The 24,767-nt window shown below is 69.0% G+C and carries 18 protein-coding genes and 1 pseudogene; 9 read left to right on the top strand and 10 right to left on the bottom strand.

Going from position 1 to position 24,767, the window contains the following annotated elements:
- Window positions 1-149: 149 nt before the first annotated feature.
- Window positions 150-2,351 carry an alpha-xylosidase gene (yicI, locus tag AB0F43_RS30725; protein WP_360484602.1) on the bottom strand — a complete coding sequence of 734 codons (2,202 nt, stop codon included), beginning with the start codon at window positions 2,349-2,351 and terminating at the stop codon, window positions 150-152.
- A 73-nt stretch (window positions 2,352-2,424) separates the two neighbouring features.
- Window positions 2,425-2,901, bottom strand: a complete 477-nt coding sequence (locus tag AB0F43_RS30720) for an SRPBCC family protein (RefSeq protein WP_360484599.1) — start codon at window positions 2,899-2,901, stop codon at window positions 2,425-2,427.
- A 75-nt stretch (window positions 2,902-2,976) separates the two neighbouring features.
- Here AB0F43_RS30720 and AB0F43_RS30715 point away from each other — a divergent pair, with 75 nt between their 5' ends.
- Window positions 2,977-3,624 (top strand): LysE family translocator, encoded by a 648-nt coding sequence (locus tag AB0F43_RS30715; protein ID WP_360484596.1) that lies wholly within the window; start codon window positions 2,977-2,979, stop codon window positions 3,622-3,624.
- A gap of 76 nt (window positions 3,625-3,700) precedes the next feature.
- The gene (locus AB0F43_RS30710) at window positions 3,701-3,889 is read left to right on the top strand and encodes a DUF1918 domain-containing protein (RefSeq protein ID WP_360484593.1); all 189 of its coding nucleotides are present in this window, start codon (window positions 3,701-3,703) and stop codon (window positions 3,887-3,889) included.
- On the opposite strand, the gene AB0F43_RS30705 is transcribed toward AB0F43_RS30710, so the two are convergent.
- Together AB0F43_RS30705 and AB0F43_RS30700 are read right to left on the bottom strand one after the other, a co-directional pair.
- Entirely contained in the window at window positions 3,873-4,523 is a 651-nt protein-coding gene (locus AB0F43_RS30705; RefSeq protein WP_360484590.1) for a polyphosphate polymerase domain-containing protein, read from the bottom strand. The two genes, AB0F43_RS30710 and AB0F43_RS30705, sit on opposite strands and share 17 nt — an antisense overlap.
- Window positions 4,520-5,164 (bottom strand): DUF4956 domain-containing protein, encoded by a 645-nt coding sequence (locus AB0F43_RS30700; RefSeq protein WP_360484588.1) that lies wholly within the window; start codon window positions 5,162-5,164, stop codon window positions 4,520-4,522. The genes AB0F43_RS30705 and AB0F43_RS30700 overlap by 4 nt, the downstream gene beginning before the upstream one ends.
- Between AB0F43_RS30700 and AB0F43_RS30695 the strand changes: the two genes are divergently transcribed.
- Window positions 5,152-5,916, top strand: a complete 765-nt coding sequence (locus tag AB0F43_RS30695; protein WP_360484585.1) for an SDR family oxidoreductase — start codon at window positions 5,152-5,154, stop codon at window positions 5,914-5,916. The genes AB0F43_RS30700 and AB0F43_RS30695 overlap by 13 nt on opposite strands.
- A gap of 13 nt (window positions 5,917-5,929) precedes the next feature.
- Here AB0F43_RS30695 and AB0F43_RS30690 read toward each other — a convergent pair whose 3' ends face one another.
- On the bottom strand, window positions 5,930-6,472 hold the full coding sequence (locus AB0F43_RS30690) for a hypothetical protein (RefSeq protein ID WP_360484582.1): 543 nt from the start codon (window positions 6,470-6,472) through the stop codon (window positions 5,930-5,932).
- Between the two features lie 87 nt (window positions 6,473-6,559).
- Window positions 6,560-7,453: a LysR family transcriptional regulator gene (locus tag AB0F43_RS30685; RefSeq protein ID WP_360484579.1), complete on the bottom strand. Its 894-nt coding sequence runs from the start codon at window positions 7,451-7,453 to the stop codon at window positions 6,560-6,562.
- A gap of 80 nt (window positions 7,454-7,533) precedes the next feature.
- Here AB0F43_RS30685 and AB0F43_RS30680 point away from each other — a divergent pair.
- The 5 genes and pseudogenes from AB0F43_RS30680 to AB0F43_RS30660 form a co-directional block, all read left to right on the top strand.
- Window positions 7,534-8,319 (top strand): annotated as a pseudogene (locus AB0F43_RS30680) (DMT family transporter); the annotation flags it as partial.
- Window positions 8,320-8,416: 97 nt separating this feature from the next.
- On the top strand, window positions 8,417-11,641 hold the full coding sequence (locus AB0F43_RS30675) for a BTAD domain-containing putative transcriptional regulator (protein WP_360484576.1): 3,225 nt from the start codon (window positions 8,417-8,419) through the stop codon (window positions 11,639-11,641).
- A 238-nt stretch (window positions 11,642-11,879) separates the two neighbouring features.
- On the top strand, window positions 11,880-13,427 hold the full coding sequence (locus AB0F43_RS30670; RefSeq protein WP_360484573.1) for a PQQ-binding-like beta-propeller repeat protein: 1,548 nt from the start codon (window positions 11,880-11,882) through the stop codon (window positions 13,425-13,427).
- A gap of 243 nt (window positions 13,428-13,670) precedes the next feature.
- Window positions 13,671-14,354 carry a hypothetical protein gene (locus tag AB0F43_RS30665; protein WP_360484570.1) on the top strand — a complete coding sequence of 228 codons (684 nt, stop codon included), beginning with the start codon at window positions 13,671-13,673 and terminating at the stop codon, window positions 14,352-14,354.
- 90 nt (window positions 14,355-14,444) lie between these two features.
- On the top strand, window positions 14,445-17,645 hold the full coding sequence (locus AB0F43_RS30660) for a BTAD domain-containing putative transcriptional regulator (protein WP_360484567.1): 3,201 nt from the start codon (window positions 14,445-14,447) through the stop codon (window positions 17,643-17,645).
- An 88-nt stretch (window positions 17,646-17,733) separates the two neighbouring features.
- On the opposite strand, the gene AB0F43_RS30655 is transcribed toward AB0F43_RS30660, so the two are convergent.
- Window positions 17,734-19,206, bottom strand: coding sequence for a ricin-type beta-trefoil lectin domain protein (locus AB0F43_RS30655; RefSeq protein ID WP_360484564.1), 1,473 nt, complete (start codon window positions 19,204-19,206; stop codon window positions 17,734-17,736).
- A gap of 146 nt (window positions 19,207-19,352) precedes the next feature.
- Window positions 19,353-20,207, bottom strand: coding sequence for a hypothetical protein (locus tag AB0F43_RS30650; protein ID WP_360484561.1), 855 nt, complete (start codon window positions 20,205-20,207; stop codon window positions 19,353-19,355).
- Between the two features lie 153 nt (window positions 20,208-20,360).
- Between AB0F43_RS30650 and AB0F43_RS30645 the strand changes: the two genes are divergently transcribed.
- Window positions 20,361-21,656 (top strand): NTP transferase domain-containing protein, encoded by a 1,296-nt coding sequence (locus AB0F43_RS30645; RefSeq protein WP_360484558.1) that lies wholly within the window; start codon window positions 20,361-20,363, stop codon window positions 21,654-21,656.
- On the opposite strand, the gene AB0F43_RS30640 is transcribed toward AB0F43_RS30645, so the two are convergent.
- Complete coding sequence (locus tag AB0F43_RS30640; protein WP_360484556.1) at window positions 21,653-24,025, bottom strand: glycosyl hydrolase family 65 protein; 2,373 nt, start codon at window positions 24,023-24,025, stop codon at window positions 21,653-21,655. The genes AB0F43_RS30645 and AB0F43_RS30640 overlap by 4 nt on opposite strands.
- On the bottom strand, window positions 24,022-24,765 hold the full coding sequence (locus AB0F43_RS30635; protein WP_360484553.1) for a beta-phosphoglucomutase family hydrolase: 744 nt from the start codon (window positions 24,763-24,765) through the stop codon (window positions 24,022-24,024). Before AB0F43_RS30635 ends, AB0F43_RS30640 begins: the two co-directional genes overlap by 4 nt.
- Window positions 24,766-24,767: the final 2 nt, after the last annotated feature.

The following is a 24,767-nucleotide window of genomic DNA, read 5'->3' as shown; positions in this document are numbered from 1 at the left end:
TACGCGACCAGGGCCGCGTCGGCTCGCAACCGGGTCAGGCTGCGTTCGCGTAGCTCGGAGTCGGTCCTGCTGGGCTCCGGCTTCGCGACGGGAACCCTGCTCCTGTGGCGGCTAGGGGTACGGCGGTACACCGGCGCGACCTCGTAGCCTCAACAGAGCTTCACCGTGTGGCGCTCGCAGACCCCTTCGACCACACGGGTGTCAACCCGCCCGTCCCGCAGGTTGAGCTCGATCACGGCATCCGGGAGCCTCGCGAGGGTCGTCTGCCCTTCGGTCGGGGCGAACCAGCGGAGTTCGACGTCCGTGGACCAGTCGTACTCGGGCCGGTCGTCGACCGCGCCGATGGGGATGACGGCGCCCTCGCGGACCAGCAGCGGCACTGTGTCGAAGCCATGGGTTTGCTGGACCCAGCGCGGGCCCGTGAGCCGATCGCCGGTGAGCAGGTCCGTCCACGTGCCCTCGGGGAGATAGAAGGACACCTCACCGGTGAAGCTCATCACCGGTGCGACGAGGAGGGACGGCCCGAGCATGTACTGGCGGTCCAGGTAGGCGACGGCCGGGTCGTCGGGGAACTCCAGAATCATCGGCCGCATCATCGGTACGCCGTCCTGATGCGCCTCGGCCGCGGCCGTCATCAGGTACGGCATCAGTGACAGCTTCAGCTTGGTGAACTTCCGCAGTACGTCGACCGCCTCGTCGTCGAACGCCCACGGCACCCGGTACGACGACGATCCGTGCAGCCGCGAGTGCGACGAGAGCAAGCCGAACGGCACCCACCGCTTGAAGATCGCCGGATCGGGTGTGCCCTCGAAACCACCGATGTCGTGACTCCAGTAGCCGAACCCGGACGCGGCCAGCGACAGCCCGCCCCGCAACGACTCCGCCATCGCCTCGAACGTCGACTCGCAGTCGCCGCCCCAGTGCACCGGGAACTGCTGCCCACCGGCCGTCGCCGAGCGGGCGAACAGCACCGCCTCGCCTTCGCCGCGGTTCTCCTCCAGCAGCCCGAAGACGGCCTCGTTGTAGAGGTGCGGGTAGTAGTTGTGCATGCGCTGCGGGTCCGAGCCGTCGTACCAGGCGACATCGGTCGGGATCCGTTCACCGAAGTCGGTTTTGAAACAGTCGACGCCCAGGTCGATCAAGGCCTGCAGCTTGGCCCGGTACCAAGCGGTCGCGTCCGGGTTGGTGAAGTCGACGATCGCCATCCCGGCCTGCCACATGTCCCACTGCCAGACCGAGCCGTCCGGACGCTTGAGCAGGTAGCCGAGCCGGCGGCCCTCCTCGAAGAGGATCGAGCGCTGCGCGATGTACGGGTTGATCCACAGGCTGACGCGCAGGCCGCGCTCCTTCAGCCGGCGCACCATCCCGGCCGGATCCGGGAACGCGACCGGGTCCCAGAGGAAGTCGCACCAGTGGAACTGCCGCATCCAGAAACAGTCGAAGTGGAAGACGCTCAGCGGCAGGTCGCGCTCGGCCATCCCGTCGACGAACTCGCGCGTCGTCTCCTCGCTGTAGTCGGTGGTGAACGACGTCGACAACCACAGACCCATCGACCACGCGGGGACGCGCGCGGGCCGGCCGGTGAGTCCGGTGTAGCGCCGAAGCACGTCCTTCGGGGTCGGTCCCGCGAAGACGTAGTACGAGAGCTCCTGGCCTTCGACGCTGAACTGGTTGCGTGACGTGACTTCGGAACCGAGCTCGAACGACACCCGCGCCGGGGTGTCGACCAGAACGCCGTACCCCTTGCTGCTCAGGTAGAACGGGACGTTCTTGTACGCCTGCTCGCTGGACGTGCCGCCGTCGGCGTTCCAGGAGTCGACGACCTGACCGTTCTTCACCAGCGGACCGAACCGCTCGCCGAGTCCGTAGATCGTCTCGCCGACACCGAGCGCGAGCTGCTCGTGCAGATAGGTGCGGCCGTCCTGGTCGGTGATCAGCCCGATGCTGCGCGCACCCGAGTTCGTCAGCGGCCGCCCGTCCTGCTCGAACCGGACGTTCCACGGGCCGTCCAGGCGGACGATCACGCTCAGCTCACCCGAGGTCAGCCGCGCCTCGGTGGGACCGGCCTCCACCTTCACCGGATGCTCGCCGTCGGTGTTCAGCCGGTACGCCGGCCGCCCGGGCAGCCCACCGAGATGGTGGGCGATCCGGACGCCGATCACCCCGCGCGCGGGTGAGGAGAAGGTGACCGTGAAGACCGGCTGGTTGAGTGTGTCCCCGCGCCGCTCGATCCGTTTGGCCGGCGCGAACACGGTGAGCTCGCGCTCCCCCGCCTCGACACTCTCGACCTCGGCCGGCCGCAGCCGCGCCATCCCTGCCCGCAGCTGCCAAAACCCGTCGCTGAACTTCACCGCGGTTGCCTCTCGTCCGTCGAAGCGCTTCGACAAAGCCTACCCGAACAGGGCTGAACAGCACCCCCGGATCTCAGGCCTCGGGCTCGCCACTTTCCGGCGGATGCCGGCCCTCGGCGGATGCCTTGATCGTCGCGAGGGTCTCCTGAAGCTGCCGCTCGACGTCCGGTCCGCCGGCGTGCTCGGTGTGCAGCCGGACCGTCACTCTCGACGTCCCATCCGCGATGAAATCCACGTCCAGCTCACCGTGGTAGTCGTGGCTGCCCGGCGCACCCCACTGCAGCTTCCGGCCGTGCTGGACGACCTTGATCCACGCCTTGCCGTGCACCTGCTGGTCGCCGTCCGGACGGACGTCGACCTCGACGTTCTCGACCCCGGTCTCCCCCGGCTCGGGCAGCTGGTACGGCTCGCTCGGCGGCGGGACGTCGTGCAGCAGGTGCGCCCGATCGACCTGTGGAAGGTACTCCGGCAGCCGCTCGACGTCGCTCAAGAAGTCGAACAGGACGTTCGACGCCACATCCACTGTTCTCGACGCCTCGTAGTCAGCCATGGGGAGCCGGTACCCCGGTGTTCAGTGGGTGGAAACTCGTGGAAGGCGACGTACCGCGCGGGTGAGGATGTGCGGATGGAGCTCTCGATCGTGCTGGGGTTCGTGGTCGCGGTGTTCTTCGTGAGTATCGTGCCCGGGCCAGACATGTTGTTCATAATCGCGAACGCGGCCGTCGGCGGACGACGGGCCGGGGTAGTCGCGGCGGCCGGGATGTCGACGGGGCTGGCCGTGCACACCGTGGCCGCCGCACTCGGGCTCGGTGCGCTGATCCAGGCCGCGCCCCAGGTGCTGAACGGCGTACGCATCGCCGGGGCGGCGTTCCTGCTGTACCTCGCCTATCTGACCTGGCGGGCCAGCCGGCAGCCGGTCGGTGAAGCCGACGACGAGGTCCTCGAGCTGCCCAAGCGGACGCTCCGGAAGACCTACGTGATGGCGACGCTGACCAACCTCGCCAACCCCAAGGTCATCTTGTTCTACCTGGCGTTCGTGCCGCAGTTCGTCAGCACCGGCGCGGACAATTGGCCGGTCACGATCCAGTTCCTGGTCCTCGGCGCGGTCTTCATCGCGGTCGGTTTCCCGGTCGACGCGTCGGCCGGCCTGCTGGCGGGCAGCCTTGCCGCCACGCTGTTCCGCGCCGGCAGCACGGTCCGCCGCCGCCTCGAGCGCATCTGTGCCGGCATCTTCGCCGTCCTCGCCGCCCGACTCGCCGCCGACATCCACTGACGTCTGGTGCTGGCGGGGGGTGTGGGGCCAAGCTGGTAGTGAGCTCGTCAGGCACACAGCTGAGGGAGGCAATCCGATGAAGGCGGCGGCGGGTGACACAGTGATCGTCGAGGGCACTCACGTGATGGCGCACCGGCGGCAAGGCGAGATCGTCGAGGTCCACGACCCGAACGGCGCTCCGCCGTACCTGGTGCACTGGACCGACACCGACACCGAGTCCCTCTTCTTCCCGGGACCGGACGCACACATCATCCACTCGGAGTGAGCTGGCGCAGCGTTCGGTGCCACGGGTTGGCGCGCAACTGAGGATTGAGCAGCGCGGCGTCACCGTCGAAGAACCGCAGGTCGATGTCGCAGGTCAGCCGGGCGTGCTCGACCCGGTTGACCAACGTGCTCCGCCGGTACGTCGTGGTCAGCGCGGGCCGCAGTCGATGGTCGACACCGACGCCGTACGCCGTTCGCAGCTGCTCGGCAAGGAACCGCCAGGCCGGCTCGGTCAACCGGGCCCGATCGGCGAGTGGATACGGCATCCGCGACTTGACCGTCTCGGACCGGTTGCCCTTCAGCTTCACCTCGAAGCTGCACTCCCCGCTGTCCAGATACGACCGCGTGCGCACCTTGTACCGGTACCGCCGCCGCTGCAGGTGCTGCCGGTACAGGCCGTGTGACGGCGTGTCGAAGTACACCGACTCATACCGGAAACACCGCTGCCCGTCGATCTCCAGTACGGCGAACCGGTCGCGCAACCGGGTCACCAACTCGACGGACGTCCCGGTCGGCACCAGGTACTTGCGATCCACCCGGGTCTGCAGCGTCGCCTCCGCGAGCACCTCGTCGAGCGTGATCGGCGGCAGTGGGGTGAGCACCCCGGACATCGCCGCCAGCACCCGGCGGCTCATGATGCGAACCGCTCGAACCGCCGTACGGCGTTCACGGCGTGCGGACCGGCGGTGCGAACCCGGTAACGGACGTCGACGACGGTGGTGTCGGTGACCAGGTCCAGGTCGAGGACGACGAAGTACCGGATGTCGGCCCGGAGCAGCCGCTCCAGCGCCGGGCCGATGTCGCGGACGTCCGGGTACGCCTGGTCGAGGACGACCTTCTGCCGGCGCGACCGGAGCGTGAGCCGCGGGTGGTCGACGACGTACATCAACGCGACGAGCAGGAAGCTCAGCGCCGGCGCGAGCCAGAACGGCCCGGGGTGCAGGCCGTTGACCAGGCCCATCGCGAGCGAGATGAAGTAGTACGCCACCTCTTCCTGGGTGATCGAGTCCGAGCGGAGCCGGATGATCGACAGGATGGCGAACAGCCCGAGCCCGAGTCCCATTCCGGCGCCGCTGCCGGCCAGCATCGCGGTGACCGCGAGCACGCCGACGTTGAGCGCGACGTACGCGAGCAGCAGGTCCCGCCGGTGGTACCGGCGAAAGTAGGTGCCATAGGCAAGCAGAGCAGCGCGTCGTAGATGGACCGCGCGGCGGACACAAAATCCGGTTGCCCACCTGGCTGCCGGACGCCAGGATCGCCGCCATGACCTTGGCACAGCAACGACCTGTGGCGCTCGTCACCGGCGTCGGCCGCACCGTCGGGATCGGCGCCGGCATCGCCCGCAAACTCGCGGCCTCCGGCTGGGACCTCGCCTTCACCTACTGGACGGCGTACGACGAGCGGATGCACTGGGGCGTGGAATCGAGTGCGTCCCAGGAGATCACCGTGGAGCTCGAGGGCCTCGGCGCCCGGGCCGTCCCGATCGAGGCCGACCTGATCGACACCGGAGCACCCGAGCGGATCTTCGACCAGGCCGAGGAGCGACTGGGCAACGTCACCGCGCTGGTCATGTGTCACTGCGAATCGGTCGCCTCGAGCATCCTCGACACGACCGTCGAGAGCTTCGACCGGCACTTCGCCGTGAACGCGCGGGCGACCTGGCTGCTGATCCGCGAGTTCGGCCGCCGCTTCACCGGCGTACCCGGGACCGGCCGGATCATCGCGCTCACCAGCGACCACACCGTCCACAACCTCCCGTACGGCGCGAGCAAGGGAGCGCTGGACAGGATCACGCTGGCCGCCGCCCGCGAACTCGCCCACCTCGGGATCAGCGCCAATGTGATCAACCCCGGCCCGATCGACACCGGCTGGATGACCGACGAGATCCGCGCGAGCGGGATCGAGCAGACACCGCTCGGCCGACTGGGTACGCCGAAGGACACCGCCAACCTGGTCGACTTCCTCTGCTCGGAGCAGGGTCAGTGGATGAACGGCCAGCTACTGCTGAGCAACGGAGGATTCGCCTGAGCCGACTCCGTCGTCACCACGACAGCGGTAGGCACGCGAGTCGGGAGCCGGCGGCGCCGTGGTGGTCGGTGGGCTTCTCGTGGATGACGATTGAGCGGTTGCCGGGCTGCGGTGTGAAGGGTACGACGGTCAGCGCGTTGCCCGCTCCGGTCGGGCTCACCGTGAAGTCGAGCCAGATCTCAGTGCTGGGGCTGACGCGCGGCGGGACCTTTCCCGCGATGGTGTCAGTGTTGTAGTGCGGACCGGCTGCCGCGCCGTCACCAGCGACGCAGGGACCGACGTGCAGGTGTGCACCGAACGACCGCCCGGCGACCGACCGATCGATCCCGCGCACCTGGAGGATCGCCAAGGTGGAATCGTCGTGCGACACCAGCACAGCCGAGGCCCGCGCGTAATCCAACGGTCCCGCCGCGGCCGGAGCCAGGTCACGCAGGTGGTCGTGGGCCGTGACGACCTGCGGCTCGGCAGGTCGCGCAACGGCTGAAGGGGCACCGGAGGCCGCCGCCAGGGTGGTGGCGACAACGACCGCCAAAGTATTGCGGAGAAGTGCTGTCATGACTCCCTCGAGATCCGTGTGTTGATCGGAAACCGTCGCGGGCGGGTGACAGTGCACGAGATTCTGTCGCATCCCTCTGACGGGCAGTTACCGGACCCGTCGGATCTGGCCGGCGGCCTGCTGGAGGGCCGCGAGGATGGTGCGGACTGCTTGGCGCGCGGCGCGTTCGGGCCGGTGCAGGGCGTCGATGTGCCGGCGGGCGTGCACACCGCGCAGGGGACGAAGGACGACGGCGGGGTGGGGGCGGGCGGTCCAGCGCGGCATGAGCGCGATACCTCCACCCGCCGCGACCACTTCGGCCACGACCGTGAACTCGTTGATGCGGTGAACCAGGTCAAGGCGATGGTTGGCAGCGGCACCGATCGCCTCGACGGTCGCCATCAAGGGGAAGCCGTCATGCACTGTGATCCAGGGTTCCTGCGCGACGTCGCGCGGAGTCAACGCACGCTTTGCCGCCAGCGGGTGATCGATGGGCAGGGCCACGTCGAGAGGCTCGTGCAGGAGCGAGGTCACGGCGACCGTGCGCGGCCAGGCGGCGGCATGGTCAAGACGGTGTGCGAGGACGATGTCGTACTCGCGGGTCAGCAAGGGGAACTCGTCCTGCGGGACGTCCTCGTCGTGCAGGGTCAGTCGAGGTGCGGTCTCGGCACGGAGCAGCAGCGGACAGAACGTCGCCGCCGCACTGTGGAACGCGGCGACGGACACGACACCGCCGGGCTGCTCGATGAACTCGTCGACGGTGTGCCGCGCCCGGGCCAGCGCACTCTCCACGTCCGCGGCAGCACCGGCGAGCGCGCGCCCGGCCGCGGTGAGGACCACACGCCGGCCGTCGCGTTCGGTCAGCGGCACCGGGATCGATCGTTGCAACAAGCGAAGCTGTTGTGAGATCGCCGACGGTGTCACGAGTAACGCCTCCGCCGCCGCGGTCACACTCCCCAGCTCACCGACTTCCCGAAGCACCCGCAGCTGTCGCTCGTCCATCCCCACACTGTAGGACCTCTACAAGGTTGCTTAAGAATTTGGTACTTGGCTTCAACATGCCGAGCGTTCACCGTTGAGCCGTGCTCGCATCCCGCCGTACCGACATCGTCCTGCTGCTGGTCGCCCTGGTGTGGGGCTCGAGCTATCTCGCGGCCAAGACCGCCACCGGTTCCACCCCCGTCCTGACCGTGCTGTTCCTGCGGTACGGCATCTCCGCGGTCGCGTTACTGCTCTTCGTCCGGGGCGTCAGCCGGCGCGAGCTCAAGGTCGGCGGCCTGCTCGGCCTGAGCCAGGCGGCCGTGCTGGTGCTCGAGACGTACGGCGTCACGCACACGAGCGCGGCCAATGCGGGGCTCATCATCAGCCTCACACTCGTCCTGACACCGCTGATGGACCGTCGGCGGATGCCGCCGCGCTTCTTCCTGGCGGCCGGCCTGTGCATCGTCGCTGTCGGCCTGCTGATGTCCGGCAACGGCCTGAACGCACCCGGCGTGGGCGACCTGCTCATGCTCGCCGCCGCCGTCGTCCGGGCCGCCCACGTCGCCCTCGTCGGCCGCCTCGCGACCGACCTGCGCCCGTTGCAGGTGACCACTGTGCAAACCCTCGTCGGTACGGCGCTCTTCGCGGTACCAGCCGCTGGACACCTGCCGACCAACGCCGGCGCGGCCACGTGGCTGCAGCTGATCTACCTCGCGCTCTTCTGCAGCGTCTTCGCGTTCCTCGCCCAGACCTGGGCCGTGCAGCGGACCTCCGCCAGCCGGGCCAGCCTCCTGCTCGGCACCGAACCCGTCTGGGCCGTTGCCATCGGCATCGTCCTTGCCGGTGAGCGACTCACTGTGCTCGCGGCGATCGGCGCCGTACTGATGCTCACCGGTACGACCTGGGGCCAGTCCATTGAGCGGACACACCGCACACGGGTTGGACCTCTCATGCCCGATGATGGGGGCAGCTGGGGAGGTCGGGATGCGCTTCGAGGTACTCGGGCCGGTACGAGTGGTCCAGAACGGACAGGTGCTCGGGCCGATCTCGGAGCTGCGCCGACGCCTGCTCGCCGTGCTGCTGGTGCGGGCGGGCCGGCCGGTACCGACGGAGGTGCTGGCCGACGCGCTGTGGGGAACGGCGGCCCCGCAGCGGCCGGGGAACAGCATGCAGGTCCACGTGTACCGGCTGCGCCAGATCCTCGATAGCCCGGACCGCCTGCTCAGCGTGCCCGGCGGCTACCTGCTGAACGTCGGCCCGGACGAACTCGATGCCGACATCTTCAGCCGTCTGCACGACGAGGCCCGCCGGACGGCGCAGTCCGGTGATCTCGACCAGGCCGTCAGCCGTTTCCGCGAGGCCCTCGGGTTCTGGCGGGACGCGCCGTACGCCGATATCGACGAGGCCGAGGTGGTCGCGCCGGAGGCCAAGCGGCTGGCCGAGGCCCGGTTGGTCGCGTATGAGGAGCTGTTCGAGGCCGAGCTGGCCCGCGGCCGGGCCCGGGAGATCGTGCCGGAGCTGGCGGAGCTGGTCGCGGAGTATCCGTTGCGGGAGCGGTTCATCGGTCAGCAGATGCTCGCGCTGTATCGATCCGGACGGCGTACTCGCGCCGAGGTCGCCTACCGGGCCGCGCGCCAGCGGCTGGCGAAGGAGCTGCGGGCCGAGCCCGGCCGGGAGCTGCGGGAGCTGGGCGAGGCGATCCGGATGGAGGACCCGGCGCTCGATCATGAGACTCGAGCTGCCGTGCCGGAGGCTGCCGCGGCACCGGCCCCGATCGTGCGGCCGGCCCAGTTGCCGCCCTCACCAGGCGCGTTCTTCGGCCGGGAAGCCGAGCTCGAAGAGCTTGACCTGGCCGATGCTCTGGTCCTGCTCACCGGAATGGCCGGGATCGGGAAGACCGGTCTGGCGTTGCAGTACGCGCATCAGGTGGCCGATCGGTTCGGTGACGGCCAGCTCTACATCGACCTGTGCGGGCACGCATCCGGGCCGGCACTCGATCCGCTGACGGCGCTCGGACAGCTGCTCCGCGGACTCGGCGCCGACTCGAACCGGGCCTGGGAATCAGTCGCGGACGCGACCGCCGAGTACCGCTCCGTGCTGAACGGACGCAAGCTCCTGGTCCTGCTCGACAACGCCGCGTCCGCCGAGCAGGTCCGCCCGTTGCTCCCGGCAACATCGGGCTGCCTGACCGTGATCACCAGCCGGAACAAGCTGTCCGGCCTGATCGCGCGCGAGGGGGCCCATCGCATCGGCGTCGGCGAGCTCCCGCCCGACGCGGCCCACGCGCTTCTGGCCCGCCTGGTCGGCGCGGACCGCCTGGCCGCCGAGCCGGACCACGCCACCGCCCTCATCGAAGCGTGTGCCGGCCTCCCGCTGGCCCTCCGCATCGCCGCCGCCCAACTCGCCGACGAACCCCATCGCACCCTGGCCGACTACCTGACCGAGCTGACCGAGCACGGCGCGGCCGCGCTGACCCTGCACGATGACGAGCACTCGGCCGTCACCGCCGCCTTCGACCTCTCCTACGAACGCCTCGATCCCGCGACCCGGCAACTCTTCCGCCGCCTTGCCCTCGTCCCCGGCCCCGACTTCACCGTCGACGCCGTCGCCGCCTTGAGCGGTACGACGCCAGCCGCCGCGCGCGACGCCGTCCGCAAACTGACCGCGGCGCATCTGCTCGAGGAGCACTCCCCCGGCCGCTACCGCTTCCACGACCTCCTCCGCGACGACACCCGCCGCCGAGCCGAATCCGAGGACTCCCCCGAAACCCGTGACGACGTACTCGAGCGCCTCTACTCCTGGTACTACCAGGGCAAGATGGCCGCGGTCGCGATGCGTGCCTCGACTCGTCGGCATCCACCTGCTCCTCGGTTGCCCGCGGCGATCCCCGAGGTCACCTTCGACAATGGTCGCGAGGCGATGGCATGGATGCGGATCGAGTTCCCCAACATCGCCGCTGCGATCAAGGCGGCCGGTAGCCGCCAGGACCAGGCGCACTGGACCTGGCAGCTCGCGATCGGCCTCATGCTTCCGATGGCGGAGCAGGGGTACATGGCCGACATTCATGCGATGGCGGCCAGCGGGACGGCCGCCGCCAGAGCGAGCGGTGACCAGCACGCACTCGCCAACATGCTGACCGAGCTCAACGCGGCGCGGCTGAGGATCGACCTGCCGGTGGACACCGACGGTCTGACCGAAGCGCTCCGGCAGGCCGAGCAGGTGGATGATCACGCCCTCCTCGCCTACTGCCTGAATGTCGCCGCCGTCTTCCACATGTACAGGGGCGATCTCGATCTCGCCGAGCAGTACCTCGGCCGTTCGCTCGCCATCCACAGGGAGGACCGTGACGGCGCCGCGCAGACGCGGACCCTGGGCAACCTCGGGATGATCGCCACGACCCGCGGCGACCTGCGCCAAGCCGCTCGATGCTACGAGCAGATCCTCGAGCTGGACGATGACGAGACAGGCCGGCTGGCCGCACTCGGACTGCCGTATCTGATCCGGGTGCGAGCCATGCTCGGCCGGCTGGACGGCATCGACGAGCTGATCGAACGCGCGGACGAAGCCGTCACACGATCGGGCGACGGCGTCAACGCACATGTACTGCGGCTGGCCCGGTCGGTCTGGTACCGCGACACCGGACGCCATGACGAGGCCTTCGAACAGGCATCGGCGGCGGTTCGGTCCAGTCGTGAGCTTGGCCAGCCGTGGGCCCGCAGCGACGCGCACTATCAGCTCGGTCTGTGTCATCTGACGGACGGTGAGGTCGATCTCGCCCGCGAACAGTTCAGGCGATCGGTCGGGTTCGGCGAGTCGATCGGCCACGCTTCGCATTGCACTCCGGGCACCCGAGCGCTGGCCGAGACCGAGTTGGCGGCGGGTAGGGCGGCGGACGCGGAAGTTCACGCCGCCAAGGCAGTCGACCTCGCCCGGAGCAGGCCGTGGAGTCCGGTCGTCCAGCTGGCCGGGGCGACCGTCACGCTCGGGCGAGTGGAGTTGGCGTTGGGGCGGGCGGAGGATGCGGTGGGGCGGGCGGAGGAGGCCATGGCTATCCATCGGCGGACCGGACACTTTCTTGGGCTCGCTCGGGCGCATCGGTTGCTGGGTGAGGCCGGCTCGGACCGCCAGCATCTGCGCGAGGCGTTGAGTATGTTCGAGGTCTACGGGTCGCCCGAGGCGGCTGAGGTACGGCGGTTGCTGGACATGTGACCAGCATCCGCGAACGCGCTTTCCAAGCGCTTTCTGGGCGCTTTCCGGTCGTTCGAGAGGGCTGTGAGTGGTCCTCGGGGGCGGCTAGCGTCCCGTCGTGTCCTCCGTTCATCCCCCTCCCCCACCCGGCCCCCCGACTGGTCCGTACGGCGGTCCCCCCGCGCCGTACGGACCGCCACCGGGCAACCCCGCACCACCACCTGGCCCCTGGCCCCACCAGCCTGTGCATGGTCAACCTATGCCCGGACAGCCGATGCCTGGTCAGCCGATGCCGGGCCACCCGATGCCCGGACAGCCGATGCCCGGCCAGCCGATGCCGTGGCCGCCGCAGGGCCAAACCGGACCTGGAGGGATGGTTCCGGGTGGGCCGTACCAGTCCGGTCCGGGTCACCGCAAGCCGAAGTCGAAGGTGGGCCTCGTCCTGGTTGCGCTGATGCTGGTCGTCGTACTCATCGGCGCTGCCGGGGGCGGCATGTACTACTTCCAGCTCGGCCCGTTCGGTTCGGACGTGTCTGCTGACCGGAAGCTCGGCTACGTGGTCCAGGAGCGGTTCGACTCGGCCTACAAGCCGAAGGAAGGCAGCGACATCCTGGCCGGGCCCTGGTGGACCGACAAGTATCTGGTCCGCGCGATGCCGGGCCAGATCGTCGGCTACGACCTCACGAGTGGCAAGACGGCCTACACACTGGCCATGCCGGACAACCACTACTGCAGGGCATCGGCCGTACAGTCTGGCAAGGGCTACATCGCCGTACTGCAGGGAACCAGGAGGGAGGGCTGCCGGCGAGTCAGCGTCGTCGACATCGTCAACGGCAAGGTGTTGTGGTCGAAGCAGCTCGATCCGATGGGTGCGCCGTCACCCGGTCGATCGGGTACCCAGCACTTTCCGGCCTACGACCACCGGCCGGTCGTTCTGGGCGACCGGCTGTACGTTCCGACCGACAAGGGCGGTCACGTCCTCAAGCTCTCCGACGGTTCGAGAATCGAGACGCCGAACCCGAAGAGCAAGTGCTTCAGTACTCACTACGACGTCATCGGCAAGACCGGGTTCGCGTACCGGAACTGCTCACGCCACGGCGGTGACGAGGGCCGTCATCTCACCGCGTTCGACGCCGCGGGCAAGGTCCTGTGGAAATGGAACCTGCCCACGCAAGGCAGCCGGAAGTACCTGATGACCGGTGTGTTGTCGGTCGATCCGGTGCTGGTCCGGGTGTTCGGCCAGAACCAGAGCCAGATCTGGCAGATCGATGCCAGGACCGGCACCCACAGGGTCGTCCTCGACCTCACCACGAATCCGCGGACGCCGCACGCCCTGGACCCCTGCGTGGTCGCCGGCGGAGACGGTCTGCACGACTGCTCGCGGCAAGTGGTCTCGAACGGTGTGCTGTTCCTCCGGCATCGGCTGGGCACCCGGTCCGACACCCGGCAGGGCGTTGCGGCGTACGACGTCCAGTCCGGCAAGCAACTGTGGCTGACGGCGTGGGGCGAGGAGCACGACGTCACCGCACCGATCGGCGTCGACGGCGACGGCGCCCCGATCGCCTACCTGCTGCCCAGGGAGAAGGATCCCGGCGCATTGCTGCGGATCGATCCGAAGACCGGCGCGATGACGGCGACCGCGACACTGCCCCGCTCCGGGGACTCCTCGAGCGGCCCTGGCAACCGTGATCTCACCGCACACCCCGACCAAGGTGTCGTTGCTTGGCACAACAACCAGCTGGCCTTCCTGAAAACCCACATCAGCTCGAAGGACGCCGGCGACCTGGCCACGCTGGTTCTCAAATAGCGCTCCACAGCTCGGTACCCGATGACGGGTCCCGCCCACCGAACAAGGAGTTGTGATGACAGCTGACAGCAATGGCCTGTCCCGACGGACATTGCTGGCCGCAGGCGCGGCGGTCTCGCCGGGGCCGGGCTGATCCTGCCCGGCCGTGCCTCGGCCGCCGAGCCCGGACCGGAGCAGTCCGGTCAAGGCCCGGCCACCGAACCCGCCGGGCTCCCCGAGCCAGGCACCATCACGCCGACGGCGATGATCACGAGGAACTACCTCAGCTCGACCGGCTGCCACCTGTACTACGAACCCACCGGCAACCGGACCAGCTTCACCTTCGAGTCGGCGTTCTACAGCCAGCTGTCCGGCTGGAAGGAGAACATCAACGACAACACGCCGGCCTCGTGGGGCTGGGCTTCCCGGGTCTACTCCTACGGTGCCTACACCAACAAGGAAGGTATGCACGGGCTGGGCCGCGCCTTCGACATCGGGCGAATCGTCTACCGCAACAGCAGCGGATCGGAGCAGACGATCAGCATGCGGTACGACGTCTGGCGCAACTACGCGAACGCGGACTGGTACAAGCGGCGCTATTGGGGAACCGCGGCCAGCCTGATGGGACGCTTCCGGCACGTCATCACGTACATGGACAACCAGCAGCACTGGAACCACATCCACGTCGACAACGCGTACTACGGCGACCCTGCCGACGCCACCTTCAACACAGGGTCGTCGTCGCAGTCCTACATTGTGCAGGGCGCCTGCCGCCAGGTCTGGGGCCTGTCCACCGCGGTCGACGGCGACTGGGGCCCGGAGACCGAGTCGCACTCCACGTCGGTGCTCCGGCGGATCGGCCGGACCAGCGGCACGATCACCAGCAGGGCCAACTTCCGGGCGTTCTGCACGGCGTCCTTCCGAAAGGCGGCCGGCACGCAGGCCTAGTGACCGGACTGCCCGCAGCCACCGACCGAGCCACGGCCCGGCCGAGCCCCCATCCATAGTCGATGATGGGGGCTCGACTGGGAGGTGGCTGTGCGCTTCGAGGTGCTGGGGACTGTTCAGGCGGTCAGTGACGGTCAGGTCTTGGGCCCGCTCTCGGAATTGCGCCGTCGCCTGCTGGCCGTGTTGCTGGTCAGGGCCAATCGACCGTTGACCATCAGCACCTTGGCCGACGCGCTCTGGCCAGATGACGCGCCCCAGCGTCCGGCCAACAGCCTCCAGGTACACGTGTACCGGCTCCGGCAGGTGCTCGATCATCCAGAGCGGCTGCGCGGTGTCTCCGGCGGCTACCAACTGGACGTCGGCCCCGACGAGCTCGACGCGTTCGTTTTCGCCGACCTGCATTCCGCGGCCCGGAACGGGGCCGAGACCGGCGACCTGCAGAGCGCCGTGGCCGGGTTCCGCGAAGCGCTCGCGTTGTGGCGAGGTACGCCGTACGCCGATGTCGACGAGGCGCACCTCGTCGCGCCGGAGGCGACGCGACTGGCCGAGGCGAGGATGGTCGCCTACGAGGAGTTGTACGACGCCGAGCTCAAGCTGGGCCGGGCCCGCGAGATCGTACCCGAGCTGACCCAACTGGTCGCCGCTTACCCGCTCCGGGAACGGATCATCGGCCAGTTCATGCTCGCACTGTACCGATCCGGTCGGCAGTCCAGAGCGGAGGCCGCCTACCGGGCCGCACGCCAGCGGCTGGCTCGTGAGCTCAAGACCGAACCCGGCCGGGAGCTTCGCGAGCTGTTCGAGTCGATCCGCGCGGAGGACCCGAGCCTGGACGAACTCCAGCAACAACCGGTCACCGGGCCCAGTCTGGCGACGACACCCGCACAGTTGCCTCCGGCACCGGGCGCGTTCGCCGGCCGTGAACCGGAACAGGGCGAACTGGATCTCGCCGCAGCTGACGGCGGCCTGGTAGTGCTGACCGGCATGGCAGGTGTCGGCAAGACCGGGCTGGCCGTCCACTATTCCCACCAAGTCGCCGACAACTACGCCAATGGCCAGCTGTACCTCGACCTGCGTGGGCACTCATCCGCTCCGGCTCTGGAACCGCTGGAGGCGTTGGGACATCTGCTCCGCGGCCTGGGCTCGGACCACGTGCCGGAATCGATCGCGGAGGCCACCGCCGAGTACCGGTCACGGATCGCCGGCCGGAAGGTCCTGGTGCTGCTCGACAACGCGGGTTCGACCGAGCAGGTACGGCCGTTGCTGCCGGCAACACCCGGCTGCCTGACCCTGATCACCAGCCGAACCCGGCTGTCCGGTCTCGTCGCTCGCGAAGGCGCACAGCGGATCAGCCTCGGCACCCTCGATGCCGGCTCCGCCCAGGCTCTCCTGATCCGTCTGCTCGGCGAGCAGAGAGCGGCCGCGGAACCGGATCAGGTCGTCGCCCTCATCGAACTCTGTGCGGGCCTGCCACTCGCGTTGCGGATCGCCGCCGCACAACTCGCCGACGAACCGCACCGCTCGGTCGCCGACTATGTCACCGAACTCCAGGACCGCGGGCTGACTGTCCTCGCACTGGAGGACGACGAGCAGTCAGCGGTCGCAGCCGCGTTCGACCTCTCCTACCACCACCTGGAGCCAGGCGTACGACGCTTGTTCCGATTGGCCGGCCTGATCCCGGGCTTGGACTTCACCGTCAATGCATTGGCCGCGCTGGGTGCCACGACGGTGACTGAGGCGCGGGCCGCCGTCCGCGCGCTGACCGGTGCTCATCTGTTGCAGGAGCATGCGGCCGGTCGCTACCGATTCCACGACCTGCTCAGGGACTATGCCCGGCAGCGGGCGATGATCGAGGATCCGGAGCCGCATCGGGCCCAGGCGCTGAATCGGCTCTTCACCTGGTACTACCGGGGCCGAGGGGCCGCCGCGGAACTCCTCATCGCGTGGCGCCTCGAGCCGCCGTGTCCCCCACTGCCCGAGGTACCGGCCGTCGTGATCGCCTCCGAGAGCGAAGCGGTCGCCTGGCTGAAGTCGGAGTTCCAGAACATCGTCGCCGCCATCCGGGCCTGTGCGGTGCACGGCCCGGCGCACTGGTGCTGGCATCTCGCGCTCGGGGTGGTCTCCGACATGGAACGCCGCGGATACCTCAGCGACGTCCTGTCGATGCTGGAGATCGTGGTCGACGCGGCACGGGCCGCGGACGACCCGCAGGCCATCGCACTGTCACTCGGCGAGCTCGCCATCCTGGAGAGTTCGGCGAACAAGCCGATGTCGCGGGATCGGATCGCCGAGATGCTCGCAGCCGGCGAGAAGTCCGGCGCCGACGCCGTCTCGGGCTTCGGCCTGTACGCGGCCGGACTCGTCCACATGCGGAACAACGATGCACCAGCCGCGCGCGACTACTTGACGCGAGCCCTGGACCGGCAAGAGCGTGTCGCAGACTCGACTGGCCAGGCCCTCACTCTCCTGCCTCTCGGCAACCTTGCCTTCATGGAAGGCGACCTCCGCGGCGCGGTGCGCGCCTACGAGCGGATGGTCGAGCTCTCCGGTGAGCTGAAGCCGTCGCTGGCCGTGGCCGGGCTGATGAACGTCTGCCACGGGCGGATAACGCTCGGCCGGCTCGACGGGCTCGACGAGCTGTTCGACCAGGGCGAGCAGTTGATCGAGAGACTGCAGGACCACGCCAGGATGTGCGTCCTCTACTACCTGCGGGGAAGTTGGTATCGAGACGCCGGCCGCCTGGACGAGGCTTTCGAGCTGCTGCTTGCGGCCAGTCGCCGTGCCGATGAGCTGGCCTTGCCCCGGCTGCAGAGTCACATCCGCAACGAGCTGGGCTTCTGTTACCTCGCGCTCGGCGACCAGACGCAGGCGCGGGCCGAGTTCGAGCAGGCCGGTGAGCTGGCGAGCTCGGAGGTGATGCGCGAGTACCGCACGCATGCGATCCGTGGGTGGGCGCTCGCCGACCTGGCCGAGTCGTCCTTGGACTCCGCGGAAGCGAAGGCACGCGAGGCGTTCGAGGTCGCCGTCGGGGCGGACCGGCTGCACGAAGGTGAGGCACTGGTCGTCCTCGCGCGGGTCCAGCTGGCCCTCGGCCGACTGGAGGCCGCGATCGAGTACGGCGAACGAGCCTTGGCGATCCAGCAGGAGACCGGGTTCTTCCTCGGCACGGCCCGCGCCCACCACGTACTGGGTGAGGCGCGAGCCGACCAGGATCACCTACACGAAGCCCTGCGCAGGTTCGAGGAGTTCGGCTCGCCCGAGGCGGCCGACGTACGCCTCCTCCTGCGCTCGTGACTGTCACCGCAGGCGATCAGCCAGAGGCCGAAGCGGGCGTCGCCGGAGGCGCCTCCCGGGATGGCCGGGAGGCGCCTGCGGGCGAGGGTCAGGAACGTGTCCACTTTTGGTTGTCGGCGCCGTTGCAGTACCAGACGTCGATCGCCGTGCCGTTGCCCGTTCCGCCGCCGGCGGCGTCCAGGCAGAGGTCGGGGCTGGCGACACTGGTGATGGTCAGATCGGCGTTCAGGTTCCAGGCCTGGTTCGCCGCGCCGGTGCAGTTCTCGATGGTGACCGCGCTGCCCGCGGCACCCGCGGTCATGCACTTGTCCGCGTAGACGGTGAGCTGCTTGTCGGCCGTGTAGTTCCACGACTGGTTGCCACCGTTGTTGCAGTCCCAGAGGTCGAGCGCCGTACCAGGTGCGGTCGAGAACCCGGGTACGTCGACACAGCGGTTGCTGGCCACGCCGCGGATCGGCTCACCCGGAGGCGCCGGCGGCAGGTCGTTGCTCGGCTCGTCCTTCAGCAGGCCCCAGCCCCACCACAGCTGTGCCAGACCGCTCTCGCTGTTGACCTGCAGGTCATTCGGACCGACCTGGGTGGTCATCGAGTACGAGTCGCCGTTGCGCAGACCGGGCCAGTAGACGATGCCCATGTTCTGCTCGCGCGCGACCTGGGTGAGCGCGGCGAGGTACGACGTGTAGACGTTGCCCTCGTGGTTGCCGTAGTTGAGGCCGATCGTCATCGGGGAGCCGGCCTCGTCGATGATCGTGCGCCAGCCGTAGTCGCCGATCCGGGGCCGCAGGTTCGCCAGCCAGGCCGCCTCGTTCTCGTCGGAGGCCCAGAAGCCGTAGAAGTGCAGCGACAGCAGGGTCCCGGCCAGCGCCGGCTCCGCGCCGACACCGGTGACGTTGTCGTTGTAGCCGGTACCGGAGATGACGATCCGGCCGCGCGGGACGCTGCTGTGCTGGGCGATCCAGGACGTGGTGAGCGTGACCCACTCGTTCAGCGAGTAGCCGAACGGTTCGTTCATCGGCTCGAAGTACACCCGCGGGTTCTTGCCGTACGCCTTGACCACGGTGTCCCACATGGCGGCGTACTTGGCCGGGTCGTCCACGCGGCCGTCCTTGGCGTTGTCGGCCTCCCAGTAGCTGAGGATGACCTTGAAGCCGTTCGCCACCGACGCGTCGATCGCACCCCGGTAGGACGTCCACCAGGCCGTCCCGACACTCGACGGGTTGATCGGCAGGCGGATCGTGTTGGCCTTCAGCTCCTTGCGGAACTCGCCGACGATCCCGGTCGCCTTCTGGTACGTCGTCGCGTACGAGTCCGCCGTACTCAGGCCGGACGGGACGACCTCGTCGTCGGCGTAGTTGTCCCGTGGATCCGCCCAGTTCACACCGCGGAACTCACTCGTCCCCGTGGGCCCGGTGTACCCGGCCTGCGTCGTGGTCGCGGTCCCGGTCTCGGCTCCGGCCCCGGTCCCGGCCGTCGTCGACGCCCCGGCCTGCACCGTCACGGCGGCGACAACCGCCGTCGCGGCCAGCGCCGCGGCGGCAATCCGCCCAGCAGTTGATCTCACACGTACTCCGATCCTCACGAGCGGCGGCCCCGGACGCCGCGATTTCGGTCTGTCGGTGATGTTTACGTAAACACCAGCGGGCGTCAATGGCCGATGTTTGCGTCAACATCGGATGTGACCGGCGTCACATTCTAAGATCGGACGTCCTATTCGACCCGGACCGCGGTGATCGCGAAGCGTTCGACGGTCTGTACATGACCACCGGTCGAGGCCACGATCGTGACCGCGCCGGCGTCCGCACCACGGAAGGTCACCCGGGTCGACCAGGGTTGCTTCTCGCCGCCGCCGGGCTCACAGCAGGACGAACCCAGCGAGCGCTCTTTGCCGGCTTGGCGGATATCGATCCGGATCGACTCGTCGACCCCGGTGATCCGGCCGCCGACGGTGATCGGTGAGCTGACCAGCGCGGCGTACCGCGGCCGCTCCAGGATGAGCGTGGTGTCCCGGGTGCCGACGACCTCCCAGGGCGCGTCGTCACCCTGGCCGATCCGGGCCAGGTGGATCACCGCCGCGACACTCCCCCGGCCTTCGTCGGAGTCGTAGCCGACCGAGATCCAGGCCTCGTCACCCCTGATCGATCTGGAGACGACGCGGTCGATCTCGGTGAAGCCGAGGAAGCCGGTGGTGAAGGACAACGCGGTCTCATCCGCGTCCAGGTGCCACGGCTGTTCCCCGTCGTCCCGGTAAGCCTGCTGCCACGTGTCGGCCTCGGCCACCGAGGCGAACGGCCACAACGGCTGGTAGGCGAACCGTTCGGCACTCGGCGGCACCTGCCTGGTCGGCGAGGGCTCCGCCGGTGGTGACGACGGGCTGGTGGTTGCGGTCTGCGACGGGCGCACGGATGCACCGGGCAGAGGTACGGCGCCCTGCCCTGTCGACGCGGGGTCGCCGCCGAAGTACAGGACGGCGAGAGCGGCGAGCAGTGCGGACACCAGCGTGACCACGACAGCCGACGCGATGACCGCCGCCGGCCGCATCCCTTGCCGCTCGCCCGTCGCCATTCGACCAGCCTCCCGCCGCCCACCTCCATTACACCGCTACTTTCGCCCGACCTGGGTCTCAGGCGGAGAACAACAGCAGGAGGACGCCGGCGGTATTGGCGACGCGCAGGGTAGCGGTTGAGGCATGCTGGGGAGGGCGAGGGGAGGCTGGTTGTGGTCAAGGACAATGCGGTGCGGGTGGCGTTGGTGCTCGCGGCCGGTCGCGGTCAGCGGATGCGGTCGACTGAGCCGAAGGCGCTGCACCGCGTCGGCGGTACCAGCCTGCTGGAGCGTTCGATCCGGGTCCTGCACCAGGCCGGCCTCGAGCGGATCGTGGTCGTGCTGGGCTATCGCGCTGACGACGTCATCGCCGCGATCAAGGTCCGCGACCTGCCGGTGGAGGTGGTGGTCAACCCGGATTGGCAGAGCGGTACGGCGTCTTCCGTGCTGACCGGTCTGAGTGTGATCGACGAGCGGCGCTGCCTGGTCGTGATGGGCGACCACGTGTTCGAGGCAGACGACGTACGGAGATTGATCCAGACACCGGCGGGGAACGTCGCGGCCGTCGACCGATCCGGCCAGTCCACCATCGCCGTGAACGGCACCCGACCGAATCGAGTCCGGCTGCACGAGGACGGGTCCGTCGCCGGGCTGGGACCCGACCTCGACGAGTACGACGCGGTGGACGCGGGACTGGCCGTGGTCGACGTACAGGACGTGTTGATGGTGACCTATCGGCCACGGGAGTCGTGGCTGGAGCTACGGCAGCAACTGCTCGCGCATGGTTGCGAGATGCAGTCCCGGGAGATGCAGGGCCTGTGGGCGGACGTGGACACGCCGGAGACAGTTCGTGCGCTGGAACGGTCCATGTGGAGCCGGTACGGCCCCAAGCCCACCGATGGAGTCGTCGCGCGAGTGCTCAACCGACGGATCTCCGGACCGCTGACGCGCCTGCTGCTGCGCACCCGCCTGTCCCCCGACGTGGCGACCGCCCTGGCCTTCGCCGTCACGCTCATGGCCGCAGGCCTGGTGGCGACAGGCAACACGTTGCTGATGATCATCGGCGGGCTGAGCGTCGTCCTCGGCTCCGCACTCGACGGAGTGGACGGCGAGCTGGCCCGCGTCAGTGTGCGAGCCTCGCGCCGCGGTGCCACGCTGGACACGCTTCTCGACCGGTACGCCGACCTGTCCGTCGTACTGGCGCTGGTTCTGGCGACCGGTGCGACGGTGACCGCGTGGGCGTGGGGGTTCGCCGCCGCGGTCGGGTGCCTGCTCATCTCGTACGTGCATGCGGTCGGCCGCGATACCGACGTACGGCTGATGTTCCGGCGGGAGTTCCGGTTGCTGATCTTCGCGGTGGCCGCGATCACCGGGTTTCCGCTGTGGGGCCTGGTCGCGGTCGCGGTCGCGGCCAACGCCGACGCGATCCGCGGCGTCGTCCTCCTGTTGCGTGCCCTGCGCGAGGCCTAGGCGCCGAGACCGTTCTGGGACAGGGCTGAGCGGGGCTCGCGGCCCGGCGGTTGGCTGGGGCGGGGCAGGAGTGGAGTGCGTTTGTTCAGCGCGCGGGTCACCGGAGTGTCCGGAGTGACCGTGACCGGCTCGCCCGCGTGTCTGAAGGAGACGCTGCAGTCGGCGCCGTCGTGCACTGTGTAGGTGACCTCGTGTTCGGTGATGTGGACCTTCAGGCGGGCGCGATGCCAGCGGATCGAGAAGGTCAGCTGGGACATGCCTTGAGGCAGGGCCGGATCGAAGCAGAGGCAGCCTTCGCGTTCACGCAACCCGCCGAAGCCGGCGACCAACGCTGTCCATGCCCCGGCCAGTGAGGCCATGTGCAGGCCGTCGCCGGTGTTGTGGTGCAGGTTCCGCATGTCGATGAGTGCCGCCTCGTAGGCGTAGTCGTAGGCGAGATCGAGGTGACCCACCTCGGCCGCCATGACCGCCTGCACGCAGGCGGACAGCGACGAGTCGCGCACCGTCAGCCGCTCGTAGTAGTCGAAGTTGCGCGCCTTCTCCTCCGGCGTGAACGCGTCACCGCACCAGTACGTCGCGAGCATCAGGTCGGCCTGCTTGATCACCTGCTTGCGATACAGCTGGAAGTACGGCGCATGCAGCATGAGCGGGTACTTGTCCTTGTACGCCTCGAAGTCCCACTCGGCGTACCCGGTGAAGCCCTCGGACTGCGGATGGACGCCGAGCTCCTCGTCGTACGGCACGTGCACGGCGGCGGCCGCGTCCCGCCAGGCCGCTTCCTCCTCGCGGTCGACGCCGACCTCGCGGGCCTTGGCCGGATGCCGTACGGCGATCGCCGCCGCGGCCCGCAGGTTCCGGGCGGCCATCAGGTTGGTGAAAACGTTGTCGTCGGCAACAGCGCTGTACTCGTCCGGCCCGGTCACGCCCGGGAGGTGCCAGTGCCCGTGCCGGTCGTGGTGGCCCAGCGACATCCACAGCCGGGCCGTCTCCACCAGCAACTCCAGTCCGACCTCCTCGAGGAATTCCTCGTCCCCGGTCGCGGTGTGATACCTCATCACCGCCTCGGCGATGTCCGCGTTGATGTGGAAGGCCGCCGTACCGGCCGGCCAGTAACCGGAGCACTCCTGCCCACGGATCGTCCGCCACGGGAACGCGGCTCCACGCAGGCCCAGTACGGCGGCACGTTCCTTGGCCTGGTCGAGCGTCGAGTGCCTCCACCGCAGCGCATCAGCAGCGGCGCCGGGCATCGTGTAGTTCAGCACGGGCAGGACGAACCCCTCGGTGTCCCAGAACGTGTGACCGTCGTACCCGGCGCCGGTCAGCCCCTTCGACGGGATCGCCCGGCGCTCGGCCCGCGCACCGGCCTGCAACACGTGGAACAGCGCGAACCGGACCGCCTGCTGCAGCTCGGGATGACCTTGCACCTCGACGTCGGCGCCGTCCCAGAAGTCGTCCAGGAACTCGGCCTGTTGCGCGGTCAGCCCGTCCCAGCCGGAGAAGCGCGCACTCGACAGCGCGGCCGCGACCTGGTCCCGGATCGCGGTCTCCGTCCGCAGACTCGACCAGCCGTAGCTCAGGTACTTCACCACTCGCAGGGTCTCCCCCGGCTGCAGCTGGCAGATCACCGTGGAACGCGCCCAGTTCTCGCGGACGTCGAGGTCCATCGCGTAGCGCACCGAGGTGTCGACCTCGTGTGCCATCGCGGCGGCCATCAGCTGCCGGCTGCGGGTGGTCCGGTGGATCAGCACGACGCCGTTCTCACCGCCGTCGTGGCTGACCGGCTTCAGCGGGTTGTCGAGCACCGCCGCGACGCGTGGGTCGTCGGACAGCTTCGGCTGCGTCTCGTTCGCGACCAGCTCGGACTGGATCACGAACCGGGCCGGCTGGTCGATCGGCTCGACGACGTACTCGATCGCGGCGACCGCTCGCTGGGTCAGCGACACCATCCGGCGGCTGCGGACGTGGATCCGCTTGCCGCCCGGCGACGTCCAGTCCACGTCGCGCTCCAGGATGCCGGTGCGGAAGTCGAGCGAGCGCTCGTGCCGGCTCAGGTAGCCGTACCGGATGTCGAACGGCGAGTCGTCCACCAGCAGCCGGATCAACTTGCCGTTGGTGACGTCGACCAGCGTCTGGCCGGACTCTGGATAGCCGTAGCCGGCCTCGGCGTACGGGAGCGGACGCTGCTCGTAGAAGGAGTTCAGGTAGGTGCCCGGGATCGCGTACGGCTCGCCCTCGTCGAGGTTGCCGCGCAGCCCGATGTGACCGTTCGACAGCGCGAACAGCGACTCCGACTGGGCCAGCTTGTCGAGCGCGAGCCGGGTCTCCCGCAACCGCCACGGCTCGATCGGGTGGTGCCCGCGGTCGATCATCGGCCCTCCAGAAGTTCCGCCAGGTCGCGTACGACGATGTCCGCGCCGTGTGCCTTGAGGTCCTCGGCCTGGCCGACCCGATCGACACCGACCACCAGCCCGAAGGCGCCGGCCCGCCCAGCCGCCACACCGGCCAGCGCGTCCTCGAACACGGCCGCTTCGACCGGATCGACGCCGAACCGCCGCGCCGCCGTGAGGAAGGTGTCCGGCGCCGGTTTGCCGAGCAGCCCGTCGGTCCGGATGGTCACTCCGTCGACCACTTCCTCGACGTACCGCGCCAGTCCGGTGACGTCCAGGACCTCGCGGGTGTTGGCGCTCGACGAGACCACAGCCCGCCGGAGTCCGGCCTGCTCGGCGGCCTGCAGATAGCGCCGGGAGCCCTCGAACACCTGCACGCCTTCGGTCCGGATGCGGTGCTGGACGGCCTCGTTCTTGCGGTTCCCGAGGCCGTTGACCGTCATCGCGTCCGGTGGATCGGCGGGCGTGCCCTCGGGCAGCGTGATCCCGCGCGACGCCAGGAAGTCCCGGACACCGTCGACCCGGGGCTTGCCGTCGACGTGGGCGTCGTACTCGTCCCGGGCGTCGAACGGCTGGAACGGAATGCCGTGCCGCGCCGAGTACGCGCGCAGGAACTCGTCGAACATCTCCTTCCACGCGGCGGCGTGCACGGCGGCCGTGTTCGTCAGCACACCGTCCAGATCGAACAAGCAGGCCCTGATCCCCGTCGGCAGTCCCAGCATGT

Source organism: Kribbella sp. NPDC023972, from assembly GCF_040639075.1.
Lineage (GTDB): Bacteria > Actinomycetota > Actinomycetes > Propionibacteriales > Kribbellaceae > Kribbella.
The sequence above is the reverse complement of the archived record's forward strand: the minus strand, read 5'-3'. Positions and strand labels throughout refer to the sequence as shown.